Origin of the sequence: Pseudoalteromonas sp. SS15, assembly GCF_049257195.1 — a bacterium.
Taxonomy (GTDB): domain Bacteria; phylum Pseudomonadota; class Gammaproteobacteria; order Enterobacterales; family Alteromonadaceae; genus Pseudoalteromonas.
In genome coordinates, this window is sequence record NZ_JBMMUD010000004.1 from 61,108 (window position 1) to 86,499 (window position 25,392).

Sequence of the window (25,392 nt, forward strand, 5' to 3'; positions counted from 1 at the left end):
TTGATGTAATTTAACACAGATAAAAGTGTAAAACTTTAAAACACTTGGTGTACGATATCGTACACTTTGAAAGTAAGGAAAGATGCCATGGCTATAATTGATAAGTCGATTTTGGTGGTTGATGACAACGCCGAGATCTTAATTGCCACTAAGATGTTATTAAAACAACACTACAAACGTGTTGTCACGCTAGATAACCCGCACAACATCAGTGACGCCATGGAGAAAGAGTCTTTTTCTCTTATCTTACTCGATATGAATTTCACCCGGGAATCAACCTCAGGGGCTGAAGGCTTTTACTGGTTAAAACAAATCAAAGCCATCGACGAAGACGCCGTTGTGGTGCTATTTACCGCTTTTGGCGATATGTCGATGGCGGTGGATGCCATCAAACAAGGTGCCAGTGATTTTGTGCTTAAACCTTGGCAAAACGAAAAACTACTGGCAACCGTGGCGAACTGTATCGACTTAAGCGCACAGCGCCAAAAAAGCAAAAAGCTGAACCAAATCGCGGCGCTGTCTTTGGCAGATCAAAATCGTCCATTTGAGAACCTCATTGCGAAAAGCCCTGCTATGGAGCAAGTGTTTACAACCCTCGAAAAAGCAGCAAAAACCGATGCCAATGTACTGATTTTAGGTGAAAGTGGTACAGGTAAAGAGGTTATTGCCCGAGAGTTTCATAAACAATCACTGCGGGCCAACGATACCTTTTTATCGGTTGATATGGGCACCATTGCCAGCTCGTTATTTGAAAGTGAGCTATTTGGTCATGCCAAAGGCGCATTCACCGATGCCAAAGAAAACAAGCAAGGTCGCTTTGAGCTGGCAGACACCGGCACCCTCTTTTTAGATGAAATCGGGAATATTCCACTCGAATTACAAGGCAAGCTGTTAACTGCCATTCAAAACCGTGTGATCACCCCTGTTGGCGGCAGCAAAGAAATCTCGGTCGATATTCGTTTGATCACAGCGACCAACATGAATTTATACGACATGGTGCGTGAAGGGTCATTCAGACAAGACTTGTTATATCGCATCAATACCGTCGAGATCACATTGCCCGCACTGCGCGATAGACCGCAAGATATTCCCTTGCTGATAGAGTTTTATGCTGATCTTTACTGCAAAAAATACAAACTAGGTAATAAAACGGTGAGCGATAAAACCATGGCGCAGTTACTTGCCTATGATTGGCCGGGTAATATTCGTGAATTGCAGCACTTAGTTGAACGCTCAGTGATTTTATCAGACGGTGAACAACTGCAATTTCAGCTCATGCCTAATCAAGACTCGCAAAGCAGTGCTGCGCAACTCGACACCTATAACCTTGCTGACATTGAACAAATGACCATAGAGCGAGCTATTGCTGACTTTAAAGGTAATATAAGCCATGCAGCTAAAGCACTCGGTATCACCCGTGCGTCGTTATATCGCAAAATGGAGAAGTACGGTGTTTAATAAAAACAGCGCGGCGGTGCTGGGTTACTTTGTTTTAGCGGTCGGCTTTGCCTGTATAGGGCTTTATGGTTTTGCATTCAGCCATGCCACTTTGCTCAGCATTTTGGCTTTATTTGGCTCTGCCCTATTTGCAACCCTGACTCTCAAACTTTTTGCCAAACAGCAACAGCAGTTCAACGAAGTCATCAACGCGCTGAAGTACCAAGACAGCAGTTTTCGCCTAAGTGAAACCCACACCTTAGGTGCTAATGAGCAGCAGATCTGCAATAACCTGATCAAAAAAGTACAAGACGATAAATTCAAGCAAGCCGAGCAAGTCGCTATTTTTGAGACCATGCTACAGCACATTGATGCAGGGGTTATCCTCACCAAAAATCAGCAAGACGTAGTTGTGTGTAACAATACCGCTAAGCGAAGCCTAGACATTCGAACGTTTAGCGATGCGAAAGAGCTCTTAAGCGCAAAGCCCATTCTTGAGCAAACCAAGCAAGGTGCCAGTGTCGAAGACGACATGCTATTTAAATACTTTGCCTTCAATTATCATAATAATCGCTACGAGTTATGGCTGTTTACTGCTATTTCAGAGCAGATAGAAAGTACGCAAATGGATTCGTGGCAAAAGCTTATTCGTGTATTAATTCACGAAATTGGTAACTCTGTGGCGCCAATTTATTCACTCTCAAACACCCTGGCGACAATCACCGAGCAGCAACTTGCAAACCAAGTAGATGACCAAGATTTAGTCGACGATTACCTGCAAAGCCTGAACGCCATTGGCATTCGCAGCCAGTCTTTGCTTGGATTTATTGAAGATTATCGTAAGCTCACACATATTCCTCATTTAGAGCTACAGCCAATTTTAGTACAAAGCCTATTTGATGATTTGCAGCCGCTCGTGAAACCACAATTTGATGAGGCTAATATCGCTTTAACACTTTCGATTGAGCCCGAAAACTTAACTGTCTCAGGCGATAAAAAGATGCTTGAACAGGTGCTGGTTAACCTAATCACCAATGCCCTAGATGCCTTAAAATTGAGTCAAAAAAATGAGAAAGCAGTGAACATCACAGCGAGTATTAACCGATATGGAAAGTGTGAAATCACCATACAGGATAACGGCGATGGCATTGAACCGAGTGCACTGGAGAAGATCTTCGTACCTTTCTTTACCACTAAACCAAAGGGCTCTGGTATAGGCTTAGCACTCAGCCAGCAAATTATTCATCGTCACAAAGGGCGTATAAAAGTGGCCTCTGAGGTAGGTGAAGGGGCGAGTTTTACACTGGTTTTATAATTGCTTCTAAGAAGGGCCTGAACTAAAAGCGTTAGAGGGCGCTAACGCTTTTTGCTTTTAATCAGTCTTGTGTTGGCTGATAAATCAAAGTGCTAGATAAGGTTTCTTGCGGACCAATTTTAGCCGCGCCACCGAGCACATATACTTCTCCGTTTAGACTCACTTTACCGTGACCATGACGCGGGGTCGGTAAAGGTTCTATTTCCTGCCACTCATCAATATTAGGGTCATACAAGAACACTGAGTTAAACACTTTGCCATCTTGCCAATTGCCAGTGTTTGAAAAAGCTTCGCCGCCTGAGACGATAATCTTACCATCAATCACGGCAGCAGCAAGGCCTGCCGCAGCAATCGGTAAAGGAGCGCGAGTTTGCCAAGTTTCGGTTTGGGTATCGTACACTTCAACGGTGTTTAAGTTTTGTCTGTTTTCACCGCCAGTACGGCCACCTATCACATAAATATCATTGCCAACCACCGCGCCTGCAGCTGAGGCGCGTGCAGTCGGTGCTGGCTTGGCTTTACGCCAGTATGCGTTATTCACCAGCACATAGTGGGCGTTGGTGTCGATATTTTGCTTCTCGCCTCGTTTTCGTGTTTTCCCGCCAATCACATGGATGTTTTTACCGACATTTGCATAAACAGACTCGGCCATAGGAATAGGTAAAGACGACGCACTCATCCAGCGGCTCTTTCTGCTGTCTAGACGATACACAGCTCGCTGCGGCTGCCACGCGTCTTCTTTAGGACCTGTGAAGCCTCCGATGGCATATACATAGTGAATATTGCTCGTCATACCTAAATGATGCCGAGACTCAGGTAAATCGGGCGCTTTCTCCCAAAACTGCTCTGCGGGGTTTAGGATAAATACCTTTCTCGTTGGTCCTAAACCATAAAAACTGTCAGAATCTGTTTTAGTAAAACCGCCGCCAATGAACACTCTATCCATAAACACGGCAGGATAGACTTCTTGAAAAGTAATCGGCAAGTCTGGCGCGGGCTTCCACTTTGGTTGTGAAGGCATGGGCGAGTCAGCCGCAAATGACTTTGCGCCTACTAGCATGCAAGTTAAGAGAACTAATTTGTTTAAAAGCCTCACTAAAACTCCTTCGTTTCTGATCTGTTCATACATGACTATCATAAACATAGCCGTCAATGTATTGATTTGGGTCCAACAACCAAATAAGTCATACAGAATTCTTTCATCTGAATGATTATAGAGCGAAATTTAGAAAACAGATCTCAATGAATGCAAACTCTAAGGTACAATCTCGTCCATTACAGAATGAGGAACTTTTAATGCAAGATGCTATTTATTTAATTTTGCCAACAGAGCAGGTGCCTGTAACGCTCAGTAAAGCTTTTTACAGCACGCCTTCGATTGACACTGAGGGCTTTATTCATGCGTGCTCTGAGTCGCAAATTAATTACGTGTTAGCGCGCTTTTATAAAGACAAAGGCCCTTTATCATTGTTGAAAGTAGACCCAAATCTCATCAAACCTGAAGTCAAATATGAAGGCGCAACGAACAATCCTGAGCTTGGGCTATTTCCGCATATTTATGGTCAGCTCAATACCGATTCGATTGTTGAAGTCTCTGATATTTAGGCTGTAAAGTAGTAACGTGTTTGCCAGCCTCATATTTTTAAAACAAGTTTAGGAATAACATGAAAACCTTAACGATCGCGCTCATTATTTTGGGCTTTTTTCTTTCATTAAAATTTATCGACACTTTGATCCATCGTTATGGCAATAAAAAAGGCGTCAGCATTTTCCGTATTAAATACATCAGTAAAACCATTTATATCGTTGCGCTGCTGTTTATTATTCCCCTAATAGTGAGTATTTCGGGGTTAGCCTACTCGCAAGTGGCGTTATTTATGTCATCTGTGTTTGCTGTATTAGGTGTGGCACTTTTTGCCCAGTGGTCGATTTTAAGTAATATCACAGCCAGTTTAATCATCTTCTTCGGCTTTCCATATCGTGTTGGTGACAGAATTAAAGTCATGGACAAAGACGACGATATTTCAGGCGTCATCGAAGAGATTTCGCTGTTTCATGTGCTAATTCGCCGAGAAGATGAACTGATCACCTATCCGAATACGCTTATTTTGCAAAAAGGGGTGATTAAAAACCCAAAGAAAGTGGAAGTAAAAGAACTGACGAGTTCAGAACAAAAGCTTGAAGATAAAGAATCGGTTGATTCTAAAAGCTAATAAATCCGTTGAGAAATTAGTGTGGTGAACAACTTAGTTGTTCACCACAAAAAATACTTCATTCATGATGAAACTTATTGCTCTTTAAAAACAAACTAACCTTTAGGCTTAGCTACAAAGGTTTTGTTTACGATTTTCCATGCATCATTAAATTTATAAAGCACCAAATAATCTATGTAATGGGTTTTTGACGTCTCAAAATTCAACTTAACCATGGCCATCTGCTGATCAACCACGTCAATTGATAGAATATGGGCTTGCCAATGGTCTTTAGTTGGCTGCTTAAATATCTTGGCAAAGTCACCCAAGGTTTGACTGCGAATACTTTGCTTGCCAGTTTCTTTATCTGTCACGATAGACTTTATATGACCATTTTCTAGCTCAAAAGCTTGTGCTATTAAGCCTTCGTCTGACTCTGCAATGCCTTTAAAGTAACTGTTTACCGTTTTAACAATATTGTTATGCTCAGCATTAAAAGTGGCTTTTGCACTACTTGCGCCAGAGAAAGACACAACGGCTGCAAACGCAATGACTTGTAGACTAAATTTTAAATTCAACATAGGTGTTCCTTGAAAGTTCTGCTCTTATACCAATCCGCTTACTAAGTAGTCTATTTTGAGGCAAGAAAACCTTGTTGGTAGCAAGGCAAATATTTCGTTATTTAGTTGTTCTAAATGAGAAATCTTTAACGCAGCTATCATCAGGTTTAATCCCTCAAAATGATTAAGTGTTATTGCGGATTGGTATTAGCCTCTCTCACCCTGCTTACTATGTAAATGGCTAATAAGTAACAATTTGTGTGGCTCTTTCTACAGAAGCTTGGTACAAATACTTAAAGAGAATAAGACGCGCCAATACTCGCTAATAACAGTAATGCAAACGCAATTCTCAGCCATTTTGCTTGCTCAGGTTTTGCAAAAAAAGGCCTGAGTTTACTGCCGATTGCCATCCACAATCCATCAACGATGACTGCAACAATAAAGCTCACCGTAGCAGTTAACATGGCACTGTAAACAGGTGAACTTGCTGGGATCATAAAGTTTGCAAAAATGGCTAAAAACGCGGCGTAAGCTTTAGGGTTGATTAAATTTAATATAAAACCATCTTTAAAGCTTGGCGCAGCCCCTGCGCTTTGCTCTATGCCGCTGGTATTACTCGCGATCTTGTACGCCACATACATCAAGTAAGCGATTGCGATACCTTGGCAAATGAGTTTGACCGTTGGGAATTGCTCAAACAAACTGCCTAACCCCAATGCTACCAAGCTAATTGCCACCAGCAAGCCGAGTAGAATACCAGCAAGAAACCCTAAACCTTGCTTAAAACCAAAACTGGCACCGACACCTGCTAGGGCAAGGGGTGCTGGCCCAGGTGAGCCTAATAGAAGTGCGGTAGTAAGTGCCAGGGTAGTAACTGCTTCTATCATTTTTCATTCCTTTTCCCTTCACTTTTCAAGCCATACGGGTGTTGGCTGTGCTCAGCTATTTCATCACATAGCCCACTATGCTCAGAAAAGACTTCGCTTGCCGCCTACGTATGATTTGAAAATCATTGGGAGTATCAGTTGTTTAAAAAGACCATTAAAAAAGGCCCTCTCGGGCCTTGGGAGTATCACAACTCATGAACAATTTGCTTAAATTAACTTGAGTTCGAATTAACCTGAACTTGGGTTAAGAGATTTACCAATGCATAGAAGATTAGATAAACCTTTTCCAACTAAGTCTCCAGCCGGAAACTTTTAGAGATAACAAGGCGAATTTACGCGTCAATAGCTAGCCTATTGCAAGTGAATTCAACGCCGTTAGCATTAAAAGTAGCCGCTGGAGATAAGTTTATTATCCCTAGTTCAGGTTAACTTAATCTTGGGGTATGCGTACTGAGCCTTCCATTAGCACTCGCGCGCTTCGGCTCATGACCGCTTTTTCGGCCAGCCATTTACCATCGACAAGTTTTGCAGCTGCACCGACTTTTAATGTGCCCGAAGGGTGACCAAAGGTGACACTTTCACGCTCACCGCCACCAGCTGCCAAATTCACTATGGTGCCAGGAATTGCAGCAGCGGTCGCAATTGCGACAGCCGCAGTGCCCATCATGGCGTGGTGAAGCTTGCCCATCGAAAGTGCACGAACACACACATCGATATCTGATTCTGCAATCGCTTTACCACTTGAGGCAGTGTAAGCCTGAGCAGGTGCAGCAAACGCGATTTTCGGCGTATGCTGACGTACTTTTGCTTCTTCGATATCTTTGATCAAACCCATTTTCACTGCGCCATGGGCACGAATGGTTTCAAAACGCTCAAGCACAGCAGCATCGCTGTTAATGGCTTCTTGTAACTCTGTGCCTGTGTACCCTAAATCTTCTGCATTGAAAAATAGGGTCGGAATACCCGCGTTGATCATGGTCACAGGGAAAGTGCCAATACCCGGCACTTCAAGACTGTCAATCAAGTTACCTGAAGGGAACATATCGCCTTCACCATCAGCTGGGTCCATAAACTCAACCACCACCTCGGCTGCAGGAAAAGTCACGCCATCTAACTCAAAATCACCGGTTTCTTGCACTTCCCCATTGGTCATAGGGATGTGCGCGATGATGGTTTTTTTGATGTTGGCTTGCCAAATACGTACAACCGCAATGCCGTTTTCAGGCACACGTTCGGCGTCAACTAGGCCGTTGCTGATTGCAAATGCGCCTACCGCAGCAGTTAAGTTGCCGCAGTTTCCGCTCCAATCGATAAAAGGTTTATCAATGGCAACTTGACCAAATAGGTAATCTACATCGTGATCAGGCACATCACTTTTTGCCAGAATCACAGTTTTACTGGTGCTTGACGTTGCACCGCCCATACCATCGGTGTGTTTTGCGTATGGATCAGGGCTGCCAATCACGCGTAGCAATAAATTATCGCGTGCTTCACCTGCAACTTGTGCTGCAGCGGGTAAATCAGCAAGGTTAAAAAACACGCCCTTACTGGTACCGCCACGCATATAAGTTGCTGGTACTTTAATTTGTGGTTTGAAAGCCATTTAAAAATCCTTCAAAAGCGAATGAGAAAACCTCATTCGCTTATTTATTAATTATTAGCTTCTAAAAAGTCTTGTGCGAATCTTTGAAGAACACCACCAGCCGCGTAAATTGATACTTCTTCTGCAGTATCAAGACGACATAGCATAGGCACTTCTACACGCTCGCCGTTTTTACGATTAATCAATAAGGTTAACGTTGCACCCGGGCTTGGCTCACCAATAACGTCATAGGTTTCAGTACCGTCAAGACCCAGTGTTTTACGGGTTGTACCGGCTTCGAATTGCAGAGGTAATACACCCATACCGATAAGGTTAGTACGGTGAATACGCTCAAAACCTTCTGCTGCAATCACTTCAACCCCCGCTAAACGCACGCCTTTTGCTGCCCAGTCACGTGATGAACCCTGACCATAGTCCGCACCTGCCACAATGATCAACGGCTGCTTGCGTTCCATGTAGGTTTCGATAGCTTCCCACATGCGCGTTACTTTGCCTTCTGGCTCAATACGCGCCAGTGAACCTTGTTTTACCTCACCGTTTTCGTCTAACACCATTTCGTTAAACAGTTTCGGGTTTGCAAAGGTTGCTCGCTGTGCCGTTAAGTGGTCGCCACGGTGCGTAGCGTATGAGTTAAAGTCTTCTTCTGGCAGACCCATTTTCGCCAAATACTCACCCGCAGCACTGCTTGCTAAAATCGCATTTGAAGGTGATAAATGATCGGTAGTGATATTGTCGCCTAGTACAGCAAGTGGACGCATGCCTTTCATGGTGCGCTCAGCGGCTAATGCGCCTTCCCAATATGGAGGACGGCGAATATAGGTACTCATTTCACGCCAGTCGTAAAGCGGATCGTTCTTCTCGCCATAATCGACGTTTAAGTCAAACATTGGCTCATATACTTGGCGGAATTGCTCTGGCTTCACGCTTTTTGCGATAACTGCGTCGATCTCTTCATCCGTTGGCCACAAGTCTTTAAGGGTAACAGGGTTACCGTCTTGATCATGACCGAGTACATCTTTTTCGATGTCAAAACGAATGGTTCCGGCAATCGCATACGCCACAACCAATGGTGGTGAGGCTAAGAAAGCTTGCTTTGCGTAAGGGTGAATACGACCATCAAAGTTACGGTTACCTGACAGTACCGCCGTTGAATATAAGTCGCGGTCGATGATCTCTTGTTGTATTTTCGGGTCTAAGGCACCACTCATACCGTTACATGTTGTACATGCAAATGCCACAACACCAAAACCCAATTGCTCTAATTCAGGTAATAACTCTGCATCTTCAAGATACATTTTTACCGTCTTAGAACCTGGCGCCAGTGATGATTTAACCCAAGGCTTACGAGTTAAACCCTTTGCGTTGGCATTACGTGCAAGTAGGCCAGCGGCAATTACGTTGCGCGGGTTAGAAGTATTGGTACAGCTGGTGATAGCTGCGATGATCACCGCGCCATCTGGCATTTTGCCTTCTTCGTTTTCAACTGTGCCAGCAATACCCGCTTGTGCAAGTTCTGAAGTAGATACACGGCGGTGCGGGTTAGATGGGCCTGCGATGTTACGGCCAACCGTTGATAAGTCAAAAGTTAGAACGCGCTCGTATTCAGCCGTTTCTAGGCTGTCAGCCCAAAGGCCAGTTTCTTTCGCGTAGTTTTCAACAAGCTGAACTTGCTCGTCGTCACGACCTGTGATTTTTAAGTAATCGATGGTGTGCTGGTCGATGTAGAACATCGCCGCTGTTGCACCATATTCTGGCGTCATATTTGAGATGGTTGCACGGTCACCAAGCGTTAAGCTCGCTGCACCTTCACCATAAAACTCTAAGTAAGCGCCGACTACTTTTTCAGCTCTTAAAAATTCAGTGATTGCGAGTACTATATCAGTTGCGGTGATACCCGGTTGAGCTTTACCTGTCAGTTCAACACCGACAATATCTGGTAGACGCATATAAGAAGCTCGACCTAGCATGACGCTTTCAGCTTCAAGACCACCTACACCTACTGCGATTACACCAAGTGCATCAACATGTGGTGTGTGACTATCTGTACCAACCAATGTATCAGGGAAGGCTACACCGTCACGAGCATGAATCACTGGCGACATTTTCTCTAGGTTGATTTGGTGCATGATGCCGTTACCCGGCTGGATAACGTCAACGTTTTTAAATGCGGTTTTTGTCCAGTTGATAAAGTGAAAACGGTCGTCGTTACGACGATCTTCAATGGCACGGTTTTTCTCGAATGCATCTTTTTCAAAACCAGCGTGTTCAACAGCTAACGAGTGATCTACGATAAGCTGAGTCGGAACCACTGGGTTTACTTTAGACGGATCGCCACCTTTTGCAGCAATCGCATCACGTAAGCCGGCAAGGTCAACAAGTGCAGTTTGGCCCAAAATATCGTGACACACAACACGTGCAGGGAACCAAGGGAAATCTAAGTCGCGTTTGCGGTCAATTAGCTGCGATAAACTTGCATCTAGCTTTTCAGGTTCACAACGGCGAACTAGGTTTTCTGCAAGCACACGCGATGTGTAAGGGAGTGTGGCGTACGCGCCCGGTTTAATGGCATCAACGGCTTCACGGGTATCGTAATAAGCAAGTTGAGAGTTGGGTAAGATCTTACGGTATTTGGTATTCATAACTTTCTGACTTTTTTATCCCATCGTCTTTCAAATTACATAGGTTTTATCTGCCTAGGTGAAATATGAAATCCATAGGGTAAAACTCAAGCACTTGGCTTAAGTTTGAGTGACTGTAGCGAGTGACAAAGTCGGCCTTTGTCACTCAAACTTCAAATTAACGCTCTGAAATTGGCGTTACAGAACGTAGCTCTTCACCTGTATATTCCGCAGAAGGACGGATAATACGGTTGTCAGCACGCTGTTCCATCACGTGTGCAGCCCAACCCGTTAGGCGAGACATTACGAAGATAGGCGTGAATAGCTTAGTCGGAATACCCATGAAGTTGTATGCAGATGCGTGGAAGAAATCAGCGTTACAGAATAGTTTCTTCTCACGCCACATTACTTCTTCACAACGCACTGATACCGGGTAAAGTACGTCGTCGCCTACATCAGCCGCTAGCTTTTCAGACCAGCCTTTGATGATTTCGTTACGAGGATCTGATTCTGAGTAAATCGCGTGACCGAAGCCCATGATCTTCTCTTTACGCTCAAGTTTACCCATCATTTCAGCTTCAGCATGATCTGGTGAAGTAAAGCCTTCGATCAGTTCCATCGCTGCTTCGTTAGCACCACCGTGTAGTGGACCACGAAGTGAACCAATCGCACCCGTTACACATGAATGCATGTCAGAAAGCGTTGATGCACAAACGCGCGCTGTGAACGTTGAAGCATTAAACTCATGCTCTGCATAAAGAATTAAAGATACATGCATAACTTGCTCGTGTAATTCTTTTGCTTTTTCGCCGTGTAGCATGGTCAGGAAGTGGCCACCGATTGAATCGTCATCAGTTTCAACGTCAATGCGCACACCATCATGGCTAAAGCGGTACCAGTAACAAATGATACTTGGGAAAACCGCTAACATGCGATCTGTCACTTGTTGTTGCTCATCAAATGTCGCTTCACCTTCAAGGTTACCTAACATTGAACAACCCGTACGTAGCACATCCATTGGGTGTGCATCTGCTGGAATACGCTCTAGTACATCTTTAAGGGCTTGTGGCAGACCGCGCATTGCACGTAGTTTGTCTTTATATGCGTCTAGCTCTGTTTGCGTTGGTAAGTGCCCTTTTAAGATTAGGTGCGCCACTTCTTCAAACTGACACTTTTCAGCTAAGTCTTTTACGTCGTAACCGCGGTAAGTTAGGCCAGAACCTGATTTACCTACTGTTGATAATGCTGTTTTACCCGCTACTTGTCCGCGTAGGCCTGCACCGCTTAGTACTTTTGCCATGATGTTGTCTCCTGAATTATTTTTACCTGCTGGGTATTGATATGTGCTGAGTGCAGGTTCATTGCCTGCACTTCAAAATTACTACTACTTATTTTTGCCTTCGGCAAACAACGCATCAAGCTTCTGCTCGTAGTCGTGATAGCCAAGGTAATCATAAAGATCCATACGAGTTTGCATGGTATCGATAACAGCTTTTTGATCGCCGTTTTGTAAAATGCTTTGATAAACCAGTTCAGCAGCTTTGTTCATTGCACGAAATGCACTTAATGGGTAAAGCACCATATCTACGCCCCACTCACCAAGCTCTTCTTTGTTCCAAAGCTCTGTTTTACCAAATTCTGTGATGTTCGCTAAAATTGGCACATCTAGCGCTTCGCTAAATGCACGGTAGTGCTCTTCAGTTTGTACTGCTTCTGCAAAAATGCCATCTGCACCCGCAGCAACATAAGCTTTTGCACGCTCAATCGCGGCTTCTAGGCCTTCTTGTGCGAATGAATCTGTACGTGCCATGATGAAGAAATCAGGGTCGGTACGTGCATCGACTGCCGCTTTAATACGGTCAACCATTTCTTCGGTTGATACGATCTCTTTATTTGGGCGGTGACCACAACGTTTTTGCGCAACTTGGTCTTCCATATGCACAGCTGCTGCACCGGCTTTTTCCATATCACGTACTGTTTTTGCGATATTGAACGCACCACCCCAACCCGTGTCGATATCAACCATCAGAGGTAGGTCGCATGCTGAAGTAATACGTTGTACGTCAGCAATAACGTCGTTTAGAGAAGTCATGCCTAAGTCAGGAAGACCATAAGAGGCATTTGCAACACCGCCACCTGATAAATAAATTGCTTGGTGGCCGATTTTCTTCGCCATCATTGCACTGTAGGCATTAATTGTGCCCACGATCTGCAGTGGTTGATTGGCTTTTAATGCATCGCGGAATTTCTTACCCGCACTGATAGTTCCTGTTGTCATCTTGATGATCTCTCTGGTTATCCTGAAAATGAGTGTAAGAAGCTCACTGGTTCAGCTTGGCTTCGATATTATTTTTTGAATACATAATGTGTCTACGCATCAACATTTCGGCCAACTCAGGGTCGCGATTACTGATGGCTTGCACTATATGTTTATGCTCATCAAAGGCGGTACTCACACGAGGACCCGCCATGCCTAACTGCACACGATACATACGCACCAAGTGATATAGGCCATTGACCAGCATATTAATTAAATGATTATTTTTGCTGCCGAGAATAATGCGGTAATGAAAATCTAAATCGCCCGCTTCTTGATAATAGCGCTCAGTGGTTTTGATATTTTCTGATTGGCTATTTAGGAGCATTTTCAGCTCTGTCACTTCGTCATCAGACATATTAGTTGCAGCAAGACGCGCCGCCATGCCTTCTAGTGACTCACGCACTTGATAAAGCTCGATTAACCCCTCAGGGCTTAATGCAACAACTCGCGCACCCACATTGGCTTTTCGTTCAACCAAGTGACAGCTTTCTAAACGATTAATGGCTTCTCGAACAACTGCACGGCTTACTTCATATTTTGTCGACAACTCGGTTTCACTTAATTTCGATGCTGCTGGAATAACACCTTCAACAATCTCCTTTCTTAAGCGAAAAAACGCTTTATCTGAGGCTGTTACAGCATTTTCTTGAAAAATCGACATAGTAAATCTTAAAAGCCGTGTTTAATTAGTTGTAGACAATATAGTAGTGGTTTACGTGCACGTCAACCTAGAATCGACAAGATTGTCGACAATGTTTAGATATAGTGTCTATAAGCTTGGTGAATGTTGGGGTAGGATCTTGAGTGAGATATTGAAAGTGAGATTTTTATTAAACGGATAACTTTTTTAATCAGGGCTGCTTTCTAGTGTTGTAAATAGGGGGGAATTAGGCTCGGGGTTGTTTTACATCCATGTAGCTACGCCCATCGGGTATCCATACCCTCACCTCCTCGTGCTGCGAAACTTCGTTTCGGTCACTCGTCGCCCTTGCTTCGTTAAGATGTCTGGTTTTAATGTAGTTAAACTTGCTCTTTTCACCTTGACCTTCTGATCAGAGAAAAGCTCAAACCCGGCTAAAATTGCTCTCTTCACCTTGCGCAAAAATAACCTTGCTTTGCAACGTGTATTTTGCACTACACATAAAAAAAGCAAGCGAGTGCTTGCTTTCTTGTTAAGTGATTAACACTTAAAGTACAGTGATGTTCTCAGCTTGTGGGCCTTTTTGACCTGTAGCTAATGTGAACTCTACTTTCTGACCTTCAACTAAAGTGCGGAAACCGTCACCTTTAATAGCGCTGAAGTGTGCGAAAACATCTGGACCATTTTCTTGTGCAATGAAACCAAAACCTTTTGACTCGTTAAACCACTTAACGGTACCAGTAACTGTATTAGACATAATATGTATATCCTGATCTTTAAAATTAACTATGCCCTTGTGGGCGCATAGAGCAAAAACTAGACGGTACTTAAAAACTTCAGGACGGTACTACAAGTATGACTCATACAATAACGTGGTGGAAATTTATAAACACTGACAAATTTTTGTCTGTCTTCATAGTAAAGCCCTCTCATGCTAAGTCAAACGATTTTAGGTCAAAAAATGATTAATTTTTAATTACAGGTAGATCTCTCACACAGCATAAGGCATACGCTTACATGCAATATTATTGTATATAAATCAATATAGTTATGATCCATCAATTAAACCGGGCGATAAATTGGCTTAAGTCACAGGAGTTTTAAAGCTGAATACTTATTGAGCATGCTAAGTTCTGAGCTTGCTTTTTTATTTAGAGCATAAGGGCGGTTTAAGGCAATATTAAATCTGATATCATGCCATTTAAAATAGCCTTAATTTTTTGTGTATCCGATGACCTACCAGCATGACTTTATAGACTCTATTTCAAATATTTCGGAGCATACTTGGAACTCACTGACAAATGACCATGTATTTTCCGGTTATGCTTGGCTAAGTGCGTTAGAAAGAAGCGGATGCGTAAATAAACAAACTGGCTGGCAGCCTCAGCACCTTGTCATTAAACAAAGCGATCATATTGTGGCTATCTTACCTGGCTATTTAAAAGACCACTCTTATGGTGAATACGTCTTTGATTGGGCATTTGCTGAAGCCTATGAAAGATATGGGCTAGAGTATTACCCTAAATGGCTATGTGGTGTACCTTTTACCCCTGTGCAAGGTCCTCGCATTCTTTGCAAGCACATCACGCCTGAATTAATAAATTATATAGAAGCAGCTTTACTTGAGCTTGGTGAAAATGGTCTCAGTGGCATTCATCTTAACTTTTTATCTGAACACACACATTTTGCCAACACCACATTAATCCCAAGACGCAATGTGCAATTTCACTGGCAAAATAAAGGCTATCAAAGCTTCAGTGACTTTCTATCAGCGCTTAATGCTCGAAAGCGAAAAATGCTCAGTAAAGAGCGATTAAAAATACAACAACAAAATTTAACCATACACTGGTTCTCAGGCAATGAGATTAATGAGGCATTACTCGATGCCTTTTATTTAAGTTACCGTCTGACTTATTTAAAGCGCTCGGGTCATAACGGCTATTTAAATCGCGAATTTTTCGCTTTGATAATAAAGAACTTACCGCATGCTGTTCGTTTATGCTGTGCATTGAAAGATGATGATATTGTCGCCACTAGCCTTTATTTTATCTCAGGTGATACCTTATACGGTCGATATTGGGGCGCAATTGAGTCCCAATATGATTCACTACACTTTGAGCTATGTTATTACCAAGGCATTGAACTTGCCATAAAAGAAGGCATCACCACTTTTGATGCCGGCGCGCAAGGCGAGCATAAGCTCGCAAGAGGTTTTGAACCTGTTTGGCGTCACTCTTACCACACCTTGTTTAGGCCTGAATTTAAAATCGCGTTACAAGACTACTGCGAAAGAGAAACCCAAGCCTTACAGCAGTACTTTATCGAGTGTGAAGCTAAGTTACCGTTTAAACACGAGTAGTCGATTATTCGCTGGCATTTCATGGTCTTGAACTAATTCAAAGCCTTGTTTTTTCGCCAAAGAAACAACCCACTCTTGATCTCGAATACCACTTTGTGGGTCTCTTGCCCTTAGCATGGCATCGAAGCCTTGATTACTTTCACTGGTAAACTGCCCATTGTAGTTAAAAGGACCATAAATGAATAAATGACTGTGCGATTGACTGTGTTTAGCCGCACCGATAATTAGCTTTTCAACCAAAGGCTCAGACACAATATGAAGTGTGTTAGCAGTGTAAATTGCATCGTACTTTTCAGTCACAGGCCAATCATGGTTTAAATCTAGGGTAATTGGCGCAATTAAATTACTCAGCTTAGCCTCATCTAACCATGCGTTAATCCCTTCATGATGCATGGCTTGATCTGCCGTTTGCCAAATTATATTCGGAAGATGCTTTGCAAAATGCACAGCATGCTGCCCGGTGCCACTTCCTATTTCTAAAACTTTTTCTTTATCCGTTAGATATGTTCTTATCTTATTCAGAATTGGGGCTTTATTGTTTTCACATGCTTGAGAATATGGCTTTGTCATGGTTGTTTTGCACTAAATTGAGGAGTTACTGCCCGTTATTGATGCAATTAATTTAAGAAATAGCAAGCGAGATCAATAAATCTTTTCTATAACTACTTAAAGTGTCTACATAAGTTTTTCTTGGTACAACTTCTGCAAAACAAACTACACAGAAATACCAATACTTCAAAGCGTGCAACTCGAGGAGAGATAAGATGAAAATTTCAGAGATCACCCAAATGCCATCTGAATTAAAGAGCCAAGGCGTCATCAAAGAGAACAATGAAGAAGATTTAAAGAAAAGTAAGTCTTACAAACAAGAAGTCGCAAATCTTATGCAGCTCGAAGAGCAAGAGAAAGAACATACAGAGCAAAGCTTTTTGTATGGTTATAATTAACCTGAGCTCTGGATAATAAATCTATCTCCAGCGGCTACTTTCAGCGCTAACAGTGTTGAATTTACTTACAATAGGCCAGCTATTGATTCGTAAATTCGCCTTGTTATCGCTAAAAGTCTCCGGCTGCAGACTTGAAAAATTACTTATCATTTCAATATCAATACGTTAGTAAATCTCTTAACCAAAGCTCAGGTTAACTAATACAATTACGCCAAATCAAAAAAAGCGCAGCCAGCGGCTGCGCATTTAGGTTGGAAGAAACTTAATACTTGCTAGCCAACAAGTGCTAGCAGAATACCTGCTGCCACGGCACTTCCAAGTACACCTGCTACATTTGGCCCCATTGCGTGCATTAACAAGAAGTTATGCGGGTTATTCTCTAGGCCCACTTTGTTCACTACACGTGCTGCCATTGGTACCGCTGATACCCCTGCCGCGCCGACAAGTGGATTAATAGGATGCTTCGAGAACTTATTCATAATTTTCGCCATAAATACACCCGACGCTGTACCAATTGAGAAAGCCAAAGCACCAAGTACTAAAATACCTAACGTCTCAACTGTTAAGAATTCAGTCGCTGATAACTTAGAACCCACCGCTAAGCCTAAGAAAATAGTTACTATATTGATAAGCTCATTCTGTGCGGTGTTACTTAATCTATCGACAACACCACACTCACGCATTAAGTTACCTAAACAGAACATGCCAACCAACGGTGATGCTGAAGGTAAGAACATAATCGCTAAACCAAGTACTGCCAGTGGGAAGATAATTTTCTCACGCTTAGTTACATGACGCAGTTGTGGCATTTCAATCTTTCTATCTTCTTCAGACGTTAGCGCACGCATGATCGGCGGCTGGATGATTGGTACTAATGCCATATAAGAATATGCAGCTACCGCAATCGCGCCCAAAAGTTCTGGTGCAAGCTTTGAGGCCAAGAAAATAGCGGTTGGGCCATCTGCACCACCAATGATGGCAATTGCTGAGGCATCCTGCAGAGTAAACTCAAAGCCCGGCACAAAATTCAGCGCAATAGCGCCAAATAATGTCGCAAAAATACCAAACTGCGCTGCAGCACCCAGTAATAACATACGAGGGTTTGCAATAAGTGCACTAAAGTCCGTCATCGCGCCCACGCCCATAAATATCAGCAGCGGAAAAACACCACTATCGATACCTATATAGTAAACGTAGTACAACAAGCCACCTGGCTCTGCCAAGCCCGCAACTGGAATATTCGTTAATATTGCACCAAAGCCAATTGGTACAAGAAGTAAAGGTTCAAACCCTTTTGCTATAGCAAGGTAGAGTAAACCACAGCCCACCGCCATCATGACTAGAGCTGGCACGGTAAAGTTGGCAAGGCCCGTTGCTTGCCATAAATTTAACAACCCGTCCATGTGACCTCCTATGCAAGCTCAATCATGGCATCGCCCGTTGCGACAGAGTCACCTTCAGAGACTAAGACATTTGCAACCGTACCGCTGTGCGTCGCACGCACTTCTGTTTCCATCTTCATGGCTTCCATGATCATGACTACATCGCCTTCAGCGACTGCATCACCTGCACGTACCAATAACTTAAAGATGTTACCGGCAAGCGGTGCATTCAGTGTTTCGCTCGTACTGACCGATGCTGACTGTGGAATAAGCTCACTGTCTTTGACTTGCACTTCTTTAAGTTCACCACCTGGTGCAACGACAACATCATAAACTTTGCCATCAACTTGCACACTGTAACGCTCTGTTGATTGTTTTTGTGGAGAAGCCGGTTTTGCTGCAGGTGCTGGCTTTTCAGTGGTAACTAAAGTTGGTTTCGGCTCAAACGCATCTGGGTTGTTGCGGTTTTTAAGGAACTTAAGACCAATTTGCGGGAATAGCGCATAAGTTAACACGTCATCAACTTGGTCAGCAGCAAGCTCAATATTATCTTCTTTGGCTTTCGCAACTAGCTCAGCTTCAAGACTATCAAGTTCTGCATCGATCAGATCTGCTGGGCGACACGTGATCGCTTCTGCGCCATCTAATACGCGTTGTTGTAACTCTGAGTCAACTTCAGCTGGTGTCGAGCCATACTCCCCCTTTAACACACCCGCAGTTTCTTTAGTGATGGTCTTGTAACGCTCACCAGTTAGAACATTTAGTACCGCCTGAGTACCGACGATTTGCGATGTTGGTGTCACAAGCGGAATAAAACCAAGGTCTTTACGAACAGCTGGGATCTCTTTTAGAACATCATCTAGCTTATCACCCGCGCCTTGTTCTTTAAGCTGGTTTTCCATGTTAGTTAACATGCCGCCAGGCACTTGAGCGAGTAAGATACGGCCATCAACGCCTTTTAAGCTGCCTTCAAATGCCGCATATTTCTTTCTAACTTCGCGGAAGTAACTCGCAATCTCTTCAAGCTCACCAAGGTTTAGACCTGTATCACGCGCTGTGCCTTCGGTAATTGCCACCATGGTCTCTGTGGCACTATGACCATAAGTCATACTCATAGACGAAATAGCAGTATCAAGCATATCAATACCTGCATCAATGGCTTTTTGGTATGTCGCGGTACTTAAACCCGTTGTCGCGTGACACTGCATGGCAATTGGCACTGACACGGTATTTTTAAGTTCAGTGATCAGCTCTTCTGCATCATAAGGCTTTAATAAGCCAGCCATATCTTTAATACAGATTGAATGACAGCCCATGGCTTCTAGTTTTTTCGCCTGTTCTAGCCACATGTCTAAAGTGTGAACCGGACTCACAGTATAAGAAATGGTACCTTGCGCATGCGCACCGACTTTAATAGCTGCTTTAATCGCCGTTTCAAGGTTCCGGACATCATTCATGGCATCGAAAATACGGAAAACATCAACGCCATTATGATGTGCACGTTCTACAAATTTCTCTACCACGTCATCGGCATAATGGCGATAACCCAGTAAGTTTTGACCACGTAAAAGCATCTGCTGCTTGGTATTTGGCATGGCTTCTTTTAAAGCGCGAATGCGATACCAAGGATCTTCGCCCAAATAACGGATACAAGAATCAAAGGTTGCACCACCCCAAGATTCAACAGACCAATAACCGGCTTTATCTAGTTTTTCTGCGATTGGTAGCATATCTTCTAGTCGCATTCGAGTAGCAAGCAATGATTGGTGTGCGTCTCTTAAAACCAATTCAGTTAATTTTAACTTTGACATAGTGGACCCCTTTATTATTTTGATCTGTACTGAGCGATAGCTGCGCTGATTGCAGCAATGTGCGCGTTAGATACGCCAGTTGATGCTGGGCGTTTAGTAGGTTGACGTTGTGGTTTTGCTGGCTCATCACCACCTGCGATAAGTGATAACTTGCTTACAGCAAAAATTAAGATAGATAAGAAGGCAAAAACCCCAACCATGCCGGTAAGCATTAAGCTGGCTGCCTCTAGCAACAATGCACCTATATCCATGTTCTCCCCCTTTTTCACAACGCGCTTTGCGTCATTAATCATTTTTTATAAATATTTATTCAACATCATAACAAACGAGCTCAACTTGTAAACAACATTGTAAATTGGTAATACCAATATTAAAAGTTGAACAATAGCAACAACTTAACTGTAAAATACTGATCAAACGAATGAATTACTGAGATAAATATGAAAAATATTCAAAATAGCGCAGGTTTATTTAAATACCTTTAAATAAAAGTGATAAATAGGTTACGAAGATAAGTTTAAAAAACGGAAACAAAAAATGGTAAGACCAAGTGAATACTAAACAAAACACCGTTATGAGTGAATAGAAAATGTATATTCATACTTAATGCAAGTCACATTAAAAAATTTCAAATACGCATACACCATTCTTTTTTGATAAAATTGGCAGCAAATAAAGATTAATGAGTTGCTATGTATAAACACGAATTTACCCTTGATAAGCCTTACTATCAGGAGTGCTTTGATGAGTCTGAAAAATTTGGTAAAGCTAACAAACCTAAATATGCGTTAGTCGGTTTTCTAACCCTGCTCGGTTTAGTGTCTATTTATGGTTTAGAGAATGGCTATCTGGGGAATTTCTTAATCATTTTGGCAGTTATTGAATGCATTTCATATTACTATCGTCGTCCTTGGTGGGTTGCCAGACAGATGATCAGCAGAGCAAGTGGCTCCAATGTGATTGTTGAGATTGACGAAGAAAAAATTAAAGCAGATAACCCATACAAATCGTTTGTATTTAATTGGCAAGACATCACCAAAGTTATAAAAACAGACAGAGGTCTACTTATCTATTCACTAAGAGGTGCACAATATTTATCTTTAAGTGCATTGGATGACGAGACGGTTGAGTTTATCTTAGCGCAAAAAAAAGCCACTAATGAATAGTGGCTCTTTAAATTATTCGCTAAAAGCTGATCAGATGTTACCTGTTGCAGGACCAGACTTTTCAGCCTGAATTCGCATGTAAATCTCTTCACGGTGAACTGAAACATCTTTAGGTGCATTAACACCAATACGTACTTGGTTACCTTTAACACCTAGTACAGTTACAGTTACTTCATCACCAATCATTAGGGTTTCACCCACTCGACGAGTTAGTATTAGCATTCTATTGCTCCTGTTATTCCAAAAATTAGAAGATTCCGCGTCAATTTCATTTTAATGAAAAGTATTCATAAAAGTAAGCAAAAAAACCATTTTACTCAATACTTTCCAATAAAAATGTGCTGTGCAATGCTCTAACAGCCAATTCTAGGTACTTTTGCGGCAGCAAAGCCGAAATTTTCATTTCGGATGTTGTCACTAAGTCAGCTCTAATATTCTCGTGAGACATTGCCGTATAAAACTGTGCGATAACTTCCACATGAGACTTCAGGCCAATGCCTATCACAGACACTTTAGCCACTTCCTTATCACACGCCAATTCAACAAAACCGAGACTTTCTTGCTGGTGTGTCAAAAGCTCAATAACTTGATGATGATCATTACTGTGCACAGTAAAAGCATAGTCTATTTTATCAAGTTGGTGGTTTAATTGGCTCAACATATCTACCGCAATGCCCGCATCAGCCAATACGGTGAGTAGGCTTGCAAAGATCTGTGGCTGATTTGGTAACTGCTTAAGGGTAATTAACACCTCATCTTTACTGGCAGCCACACCTGAAACTGGGGCTTTATTCATATCTGGCTCCTCGTAAGTAATTAACGTCCCCTTTGAGTGGCAAAAGCTCGATAACACCCTAAGTGGTAATCGATAGTGACCAGCAGCTTCAACCGAACGCAAGTGTAAGACTTTCGCTCCAAGGCTCGCCATCTCTAACATTTCATCAAAGGTAATTTGCTCAAGACGACGCGCATTCGGCTCAATACGAGGATCTGTGGTGTAAACACCATCTACGTCTGTGAATATCTGACATTCAGCCGCTTTCAAGGCACCCGCTAACTCAACCGCCGTTGTGTCTGTGCCACCACGGCCTAGCGTTGTTATATTGCCTTCCCGATCTCGCCCCTGAAAACCCGCCACTATCACAATACGGTTATGTTCCATTTCTTGATTTAAACGGTCGGTACAGATGGACTCAATTCTCGCTTTACCAAACATGTTGTCAGTTTGAATACCAATTTGATCGGCAAGTAAACTAATTGCTGGATGTCCGCGACGAATGATGGCCATAGCCAAAAGCGACGCAGTCACTTGTTCGCCAGTCGTCACCAAAACATCGAGTTCACGGCTGCTAGGACGGCTGTCAATTTCGTGTGCGAGAGAGATTAAACGATTGGTTTCACCAGACATTGCAGAGACAACGGCAACGACTTGATGACCCTGTTGTTGGGTTTTTATGATGATATCGGCAACAGCCTCGATACGCTCAATCGAGCCTACCGAGGTGCCACCAAATTTTTGAACAATTAATGCCACGAGTTACATCGCAATTATTGCGTCTTTTCGCTCACCCATGCATTAACGCTTTGCAGCGCAGCGTCAAGGTTTTCAGGCTGTGAGCCACCCGCTTGAGCCATATCTGGACGACCACCACCTTTACCGCCCACTTGTGCTGCCATGTGATTAACTAGTTCGCCTGCTTTTACTTTGCCAACTAAATCTTTAGTCACACCTGCAATTAGACTTACTTTATCGCCATTTGCAACACCTAGCGCGATAACACCAGAACCCATCTTGTTCTTAAGATCATCAACCATGCCGCGAAGCGCTTTCGATTCAGTACCAGCCACATTAGCAACTAATAGTTTCACGCCATTTACGTCAACGGCAGATTCAATTAATGAGGCACCAGCTGCACTTGCAAGCTTGTCGTTAAGCTGAGTAACTTGCTTTTCAAGGCCTTTAGATTTCTCAATTAGGGCTGCAACTTTTTCAAGTACGTTACTTGCGTCGCCTTTCACAAGCGCTGCAATTTCGCTTAGCTGTGCTTCTTGCTCAGAGACATAGTTAACCGCATCTTCACCGGTTACCGCTTCGATACGACGAACACCTGCTGCAATACCGCCTTCAGACACAATCTTGAATAGACCGATGTCACCAGCGCGCGATACGTGTGTACCACCACATAATTCGATAGAGTAATCGCCAATTGAAACAACGCGTACTTCATCATCGTACTTCTCACCAAATAACGCCATCGCACCTTTTGCTTTCGCTTCGTCGATGTCCATTAATTCAGTTTGTAGTGCGAAGTTCTTACGGATCTCTGCGTTCACTAAGTCTTCTACTTCACGAAGTTGTGCTTTAGTCACGCCTTCAAAGTGTGAGAAGTCAAAACGTAAACGATCTGGCATTACCAATGAGCCTTTCTGTGCTACGTGATCGCCAACGACTTGGCGTAATGCTTCGTGCACTAAGTGAGTCGCTGTGTGGTTTTTCTTAATACGTTCACGACGCTCAGCATCAATGTGTGCATCGGCTTTATCGTTTACACCAATGCGACCAACTACTTTACCGTGGTGTGCAAATGCATTGCCTAGTTTCGTGGTGTCAATAACAACAAACTCGCCACCTGCAACTTTAAGTGAACCAGTATCACCAACCTGACCACCAGACTCTGCGTAGAACGGTGTACGGTCTAGTACAACAATACCTTCTTGACCGTCTTCTAGTACTTTAACGGCTTCACCTTGGCTGAATAGCTCAACCACAGTACCGCTGTAATGAGTTGCATCGTATCCTTTAAAGTCAGTCGACTTTTCAGACTTAAGCTGCTCATTGTAATCAGCACCAAACTTACCCGCTTGCTGAGCTTTCTTACGCTGAACTTCCATACACTCTTGGAAGCCACGCTCGTCGATTGTCATGAAACGCTCACGCGCAACATCAGCAGTTAAATCAGCTGGGAAACCGTATGTGTCGTACAGTTTGAATACTACGTCACCCGGGATAACATCACCTTTAAGGTCTGCTAGGTTTTCTTCAAGAATAGCCAAACCGCGATCTAGTGTTTTACCGAACTGCTCTTCTTCTATGCGTAGAACTTTTTCGATGATCTCTTGCTGTTTAGCAAGCTCAGGGTAAGCTTCACCCATTTCTTGAACAAGTGCTGCTACCAGCTTATAGAAGAATGCGCCTTCAGCGCCTAGCTTGTTACCGTGACGAACTGCGCGACGAATAATACGACGCAGAACATAACCGCGACCTTCGTTTGAAGGCATCACGCCATCGGCCACTAAGAACGCACAAGAACGAATGTGATCGGCAACAACGCGAAGTGACTTATCTTCTAAGTCTTGCGCATTTGTCACAGAAGCAGCTGCTTTAATTAGGTTTTGGAATAAGTCGATTTCGTAGTTTGAGTGAACACCTTGCAAGATTGCAGCAATACGCTCAAGACCCATACCTGTATCAACAGATTGCTTAGGCAGCGGCTCCATAGTGCCGTCAGCATGACGGTTGTATTGCATGAATACTAGGTTCCAGATTTCGATGAAACGGTCGCCATCTTCTTCTGGAGAACCTGGAGGACCGCCCCAAATGTGCTCACCGTGATCATAGAAAATTTCAGAACATGGACCACAAGGACCTGTATCACCCATAGACCAGAAATTATCAGACGTATCGATTTTGATAATGCGATCTTCAGGCACGCCCACTTCTTTTGCCCAGATATCGAACGCTTCATCATCAGTGTGATAAACCGTTACCATCAACTTTTCCTTTGGTAACTGAACAACTTCTGTTAAGAACTGCCATGCAAACTTGATGGCATCTTGCTTAAAGTAATCACCAAAGCTGAAGTTACCAAGCATTTCAAAGAAAGTATGGTGACGAGCTGTGTAACCTACGTTTTCAAGGTCATTGTGCTTACCACCGGCACGAACACAACGCTGTGAGCTCGTCGCTCGCGTGTAAGGGCGCTTTTCGCCACCTAAAAATACGTCTTTAAATTGCACCATACCCGCGTTAGTGAAAAGTAACGTTGCGTCGTTACCCGGCACTAGTGAGCTTGAAGGTACAACTTGGTGTTGTTGTTTGGCAAAGTAATCTAAAAACGATTGCCTTAACTGTGCGGTAGTCATTTGCTGCATTTG

At 43.2% G+C, this 25,392-nt stretch carries 23 protein-coding genes; 7 read left to right on the forward strand and 16 right to left on the reverse strand.

What is annotated here, in order from left to right; all coding sequences use genetic code 11:
- Positions 1-87 precede the first annotated feature (87 nt).
- Together AAEU28_RS09615 and AAEU28_RS09620 are read left to right on the forward strand one after the other, a co-directional pair.
- Positions 88-1,458 carry a sigma-54-dependent transcriptional regulator gene (locus tag AAEU28_RS09615; protein WP_421963917.1) on the forward strand — a complete coding sequence of 457 codons (1,371 nt, stop codon included), beginning with the start codon at positions 88-90 and terminating at the stop codon, positions 1,456-1,458.
- Positions 1,391-2,752 carry a sensor histidine kinase gene (locus AAEU28_RS09620; protein WP_421963918.1) on the forward strand — a complete coding sequence of 454 codons (1,362 nt, stop codon included), beginning with the start codon at positions 1,391-1,393 and terminating at the stop codon, positions 2,750-2,752. Before AAEU28_RS09615 ends, AAEU28_RS09620 begins: the two co-directional genes overlap by 68 nt.
- Before the next feature lie 61 nt (positions 2,753-2,813).
- Here AAEU28_RS09620 and AAEU28_RS09625 read toward each other — a convergent pair whose 3' ends face one another.
- Positions 2,814-3,848 carry a Kelch repeat-containing protein gene (locus AAEU28_RS09625; RefSeq protein WP_421963919.1) on the reverse strand — a complete coding sequence of 345 codons (1,035 nt, stop codon included), beginning with the start codon at positions 3,846-3,848 and terminating at the stop codon, positions 2,814-2,816.
- Between the two features lie 200 nt (positions 3,849-4,048).
- Between AAEU28_RS09625 and AAEU28_RS09630 the strand changes: the two genes are divergently transcribed.
- Both AAEU28_RS09630 and AAEU28_RS09635 read left to right on the forward strand, forming a co-directional pair.
- The gene (locus AAEU28_RS09630; RefSeq protein ID WP_421963920.1) at positions 4,049-4,357 is read left to right on the forward strand and encodes a DUF952 domain-containing protein; all 309 of its coding nucleotides are present in this window, start codon (positions 4,049-4,051) and stop codon (positions 4,355-4,357) included.
- A gap of 59 nt (positions 4,358-4,416) precedes the next feature.
- Complete coding sequence (locus AAEU28_RS09635; RefSeq protein WP_421963921.1) at positions 4,417-4,965, forward strand: mechanosensitive ion channel domain-containing protein; 549 nt, start codon at positions 4,417-4,419, stop codon at positions 4,963-4,965.
- 95 nt (positions 4,966-5,060) lie between these two features.
- Here the strand turns inward: AAEU28_RS09635 and AAEU28_RS09640 are convergent, their stop codons facing one another.
- The 8 genes from AAEU28_RS09640 to AAEU28_RS09675 all read right to left on the reverse strand — a co-directional run bounded on the left by AAEU28_RS09640 (position 5,061) and on the right by AAEU28_RS09675 (position 14,329).
- Positions 5,061-5,525, reverse strand: a complete 465-nt coding sequence (locus tag AAEU28_RS09640) for a nuclear transport factor 2 family protein (RefSeq protein WP_421963922.1) — start codon at positions 5,523-5,525, stop codon at positions 5,061-5,063.
- 272 nt (positions 5,526-5,797) lie between these two features.
- Positions 5,798-6,391, reverse strand: coding sequence for a LysE family translocator (locus tag AAEU28_RS09645; RefSeq protein ID WP_421963923.1), 594 nt, complete (start codon positions 6,389-6,391; stop codon positions 5,798-5,800).
- A gap of 430 nt (positions 6,392-6,821) precedes the next feature.
- Entirely contained in the window at positions 6,822-7,994 is a 1,173-nt protein-coding gene (gene prpF, locus AAEU28_RS09650; RefSeq protein WP_421963924.1) for a 2-methylaconitate cis-trans isomerase PrpF, read from the reverse strand.
- Between the two features lie 47 nt (positions 7,995-8,041).
- Entirely contained in the window at positions 8,042-10,633 is a 2,592-nt protein-coding gene (gene acnD, locus AAEU28_RS09655) for a Fe/S-dependent 2-methylisocitrate dehydratase AcnD (RefSeq protein ID WP_421963925.1), read from the reverse strand.
- Positions 10,634-10,790: 157 nt separating this feature from the next.
- Complete coding sequence (gene prpC / locus AAEU28_RS09660) at positions 10,791-11,912, reverse strand: bifunctional 2-methylcitrate synthase/citrate synthase (protein ID WP_421963926.1); 1,122 nt, start codon at positions 11,910-11,912, stop codon at positions 10,791-10,793.
- Positions 11,913-11,996: 84 nt separating this feature from the next.
- Entirely contained in the window at positions 11,997-12,875 is an 879-nt protein-coding gene (gene prpB / locus AAEU28_RS09665) for a methylisocitrate lyase (protein ID WP_058032543.1), read from the reverse strand.
- Between the two features lie 58 nt (positions 12,876-12,933).
- Positions 12,934-13,593 carry a GntR family transcriptional regulator gene (locus AAEU28_RS09670; RefSeq protein WP_421963927.1) on the reverse strand — a complete coding sequence of 220 codons (660 nt, stop codon included), beginning with the start codon at positions 13,591-13,593 and terminating at the stop codon, positions 12,934-12,936.
- Between the two features lie 526 nt (positions 13,594-14,119).
- Entirely contained in the window at positions 14,120-14,329 is a 210-nt protein-coding gene (locus AAEU28_RS09675; protein ID WP_058031834.1) for a cold-shock protein, read from the reverse strand.
- Positions 14,330-14,803: 474 nt separating this feature from the next.
- Here AAEU28_RS09675 and AAEU28_RS09680 point away from each other — a divergent pair, with 474 nt between their 5' ends.
- Positions 14,804-15,931 (forward strand): GNAT family N-acetyltransferase, encoded by a 1,128-nt coding sequence (locus tag AAEU28_RS09680; RefSeq protein WP_421963928.1) that lies wholly within the window; start codon positions 14,804-14,806, stop codon positions 15,929-15,931.
- On the opposite strand, the gene AAEU28_RS09685 is transcribed toward AAEU28_RS09680, so the two are convergent.
- The gene (locus tag AAEU28_RS09685; protein ID WP_421963929.1) at positions 15,911-16,501 is read right to left on the reverse strand and encodes a DUF938 domain-containing protein; all 591 of its coding nucleotides are present in this window, start codon (positions 16,499-16,501) and stop codon (positions 15,911-15,913) included. The genes AAEU28_RS09680 and AAEU28_RS09685 overlap by 21 nt on opposite strands.
- A gap of 194 nt (positions 16,502-16,695) precedes the next feature.
- Between AAEU28_RS09685 and AAEU28_RS09690 the strand changes: the two genes are divergently transcribed.
- Positions 16,696-16,878 (forward strand): hypothetical protein, encoded by a 183-nt coding sequence (locus tag AAEU28_RS09690; protein WP_390443242.1) that lies wholly within the window; start codon positions 16,696-16,698, stop codon positions 16,876-16,878.
- 272 nt (positions 16,879-17,150) lie between these two features.
- On the opposite strand, the gene AAEU28_RS09695 is transcribed toward AAEU28_RS09690, so the two are convergent.
- The 3 genes from AAEU28_RS09695 to AAEU28_RS09705 are packed head-to-tail and all read right to left on the reverse strand — an operon-like array spanning position 17,151 to position 20,322.
- Positions 17,151-18,281, reverse strand: a complete 1,131-nt coding sequence (locus tag AAEU28_RS09695; RefSeq protein WP_138479187.1) for a sodium ion-translocating decarboxylase subunit beta — start codon at positions 18,279-18,281, stop codon at positions 17,151-17,153.
- Positions 18,282-18,289: 8 nt separating this feature from the next.
- A complete protein-coding gene (gene oadA / locus AAEU28_RS09700) occupies positions 18,290-20,071 on the reverse strand; it encodes a sodium-extruding oxaloacetate decarboxylase subunit alpha (protein WP_421963930.1) in 1,782 nt (593 codons plus the stop codon).
- A 14-nt stretch (positions 20,072-20,085) separates the two neighbouring features.
- Complete coding sequence (locus AAEU28_RS09705; protein ID WP_138479190.1) at positions 20,086-20,322, reverse strand: OadG family transporter subunit; 237 nt, start codon at positions 20,320-20,322, stop codon at positions 20,086-20,088.
- A 441-nt stretch (positions 20,323-20,763) separates the two neighbouring features.
- On the opposite strand from AAEU28_RS09705, the gene AAEU28_RS09710 reads away from it, so the two are divergent.
- On the forward strand, positions 20,764-21,237 hold the full coding sequence (locus AAEU28_RS09710) for a YcxB family protein (RefSeq protein WP_421963931.1): 474 nt from the start codon (positions 20,764-20,766) through the stop codon (positions 21,235-21,237).
- 30 nt (positions 21,238-21,267) lie between these two features.
- Here the strand turns inward: AAEU28_RS09710 and csrA are convergent, their stop codons facing one another.
- From csrA to alaS, 3 genes are all read right to left on the reverse strand, one after another.
- Positions 21,268-21,459, reverse strand: coding sequence for a carbon storage regulator CsrA (gene csrA, locus AAEU28_RS09715; RefSeq protein ID WP_058031817.1), 192 nt, complete (start codon positions 21,457-21,459; stop codon positions 21,268-21,270).
- Between the two features lie 91 nt (positions 21,460-21,550).
- Positions 21,551-22,771: an aspartate kinase gene (locus AAEU28_RS09720; RefSeq protein WP_349287757.1), complete on the reverse strand. Its 1,221-nt coding sequence runs from the start codon at positions 22,769-22,771 to the stop codon at positions 21,551-21,553.
- A 14-nt stretch (positions 22,772-22,785) separates the two neighbouring features.
- Positions 22,786-25,389, reverse strand: coding sequence for an alanine--tRNA ligase (gene alaS / locus AAEU28_RS09725; protein WP_421963932.1), 2,604 nt, complete (start codon positions 25,387-25,389; stop codon positions 22,786-22,788).
- Between the last annotated feature and the right edge of the window lie 3 nt (positions 25,390-25,392).

Excerpts from the sequence above, each read along its gene's own strand:
- AAEU28_RS09630 (WP_421963920.1), top strand. The coding sequence starts at position 4,049 with ATGCAAGATGCTATTTATTTAATTTTGCCAACAGAGCAGGTGCCTGTA.
- AAEU28_RS09635 (WP_421963921.1), top strand. The coding sequence starts at position 4,417 with ATGAAAACCTTAACGATCGCGCTCATTATTTTGGGCTTTTTTCTTTCA.
- csrA (WP_058031817.1), bottom strand. The coding sequence starts at position 21,459 with ATGCTAATACTAACTCGTCGAGTGGGTGAAACCCTAATGATTGGTGAT.
- alaS (WP_421963932.1), bottom strand. The coding sequence starts at position 25,389 with ATGCAGCAAATGACTACCGCACAGTTAAGGCAATCGTTTTTAGATTAC.
- acnD (WP_421963925.1), bottom strand. The coding sequence starts at position 10,633 with ATGAATACCAAATACCGTAAGATCTTACCCAACTCTCAACTTGCTTAT.
- AAEU28_RS09690 (WP_390443242.1), top strand. The coding sequence starts at position 16,696 with ATGAAAATTTCAGAGATCACCCAAATGCCATCTGAATTAAAGAGCCAA.
- prpC (WP_421963926.1), bottom strand. The coding sequence starts at position 11,912 with ATGGCAAAAGTACTAAGCGGTGCAGGCCTACGCGGACAAGTAGCGGGT.
- AAEU28_RS09680 (WP_421963928.1), top strand. The coding sequence starts at position 14,804 with ATGACCTACCAGCATGACTTTATAGACTCTATTTCAAATATTTCGGAG.
- AAEU28_RS09685 (WP_421963929.1), bottom strand. The coding sequence starts at position 16,501 with ATGACAAAGCCATATTCTCAAGCATGTGAAAACAATAAAGCCCCAATT.
- AAEU28_RS09675 (WP_058031834.1), bottom strand. The coding sequence starts at position 14,329 with ATGTCTAATACAGTTACTGGTACCGTTAAGTGGTTTAACGAGTCAAAA.
- AAEU28_RS09620 (WP_421963918.1), top strand. The coding sequence starts at position 1,391 with ATGCAGCTAAAGCACTCGGTATCACCCGTGCGTCGTTATATCGCAAAA.
- AAEU28_RS09640 (WP_421963922.1), bottom strand. The coding sequence starts at position 5,525 with ATGTTGAATTTAAAATTTAGTCTACAAGTCATTGCGTTTGCAGCCGTT.
- AAEU28_RS09615 (WP_421963917.1), top strand. The coding sequence starts at position 88 with ATGGCTATAATTGATAAGTCGATTTTGGTGGTTGATGACAACGCCGAG.
- AAEU28_RS09710 (WP_421963931.1), top strand. The coding sequence starts at position 20,764 with ATGTATAAACACGAATTTACCCTTGATAAGCCTTACTATCAGGAGTGC.
- AAEU28_RS09645 (WP_421963923.1), bottom strand. The coding sequence starts at position 6,391 with ATGATAGAAGCAGTTACTACCCTGGCACTTACTACCGCACTTCTATTA.
- AAEU28_RS09695 (WP_138479187.1), bottom strand. The coding sequence starts at position 18,281 with ATGGACGGGTTGTTAAATTTATGGCAAGCAACGGGCCTTGCCAACTTT.
- oadA (WP_421963930.1), bottom strand. The coding sequence starts at position 20,071 with ATGTCAAAGTTAAAATTAACTGAATTGGTTTTAAGAGACGCACACCAA.
- AAEU28_RS09705 (WP_138479190.1), bottom strand. The coding sequence starts at position 20,322 with ATGGATATAGGTGCATTGTTGCTAGAGGCAGCCAGCTTAATGCTTACC.
- prpF (WP_421963924.1), bottom strand. The coding sequence starts at position 7,994 with ATGGCTTTCAAACCACAAATTAAAGTACCAGCAACTTATATGCGTGGC.
- AAEU28_RS09670 (WP_421963927.1), bottom strand. The coding sequence starts at position 13,593 with ATGTCGATTTTTCAAGAAAATGCTGTAACAGCCTCAGATAAAGCGTTT.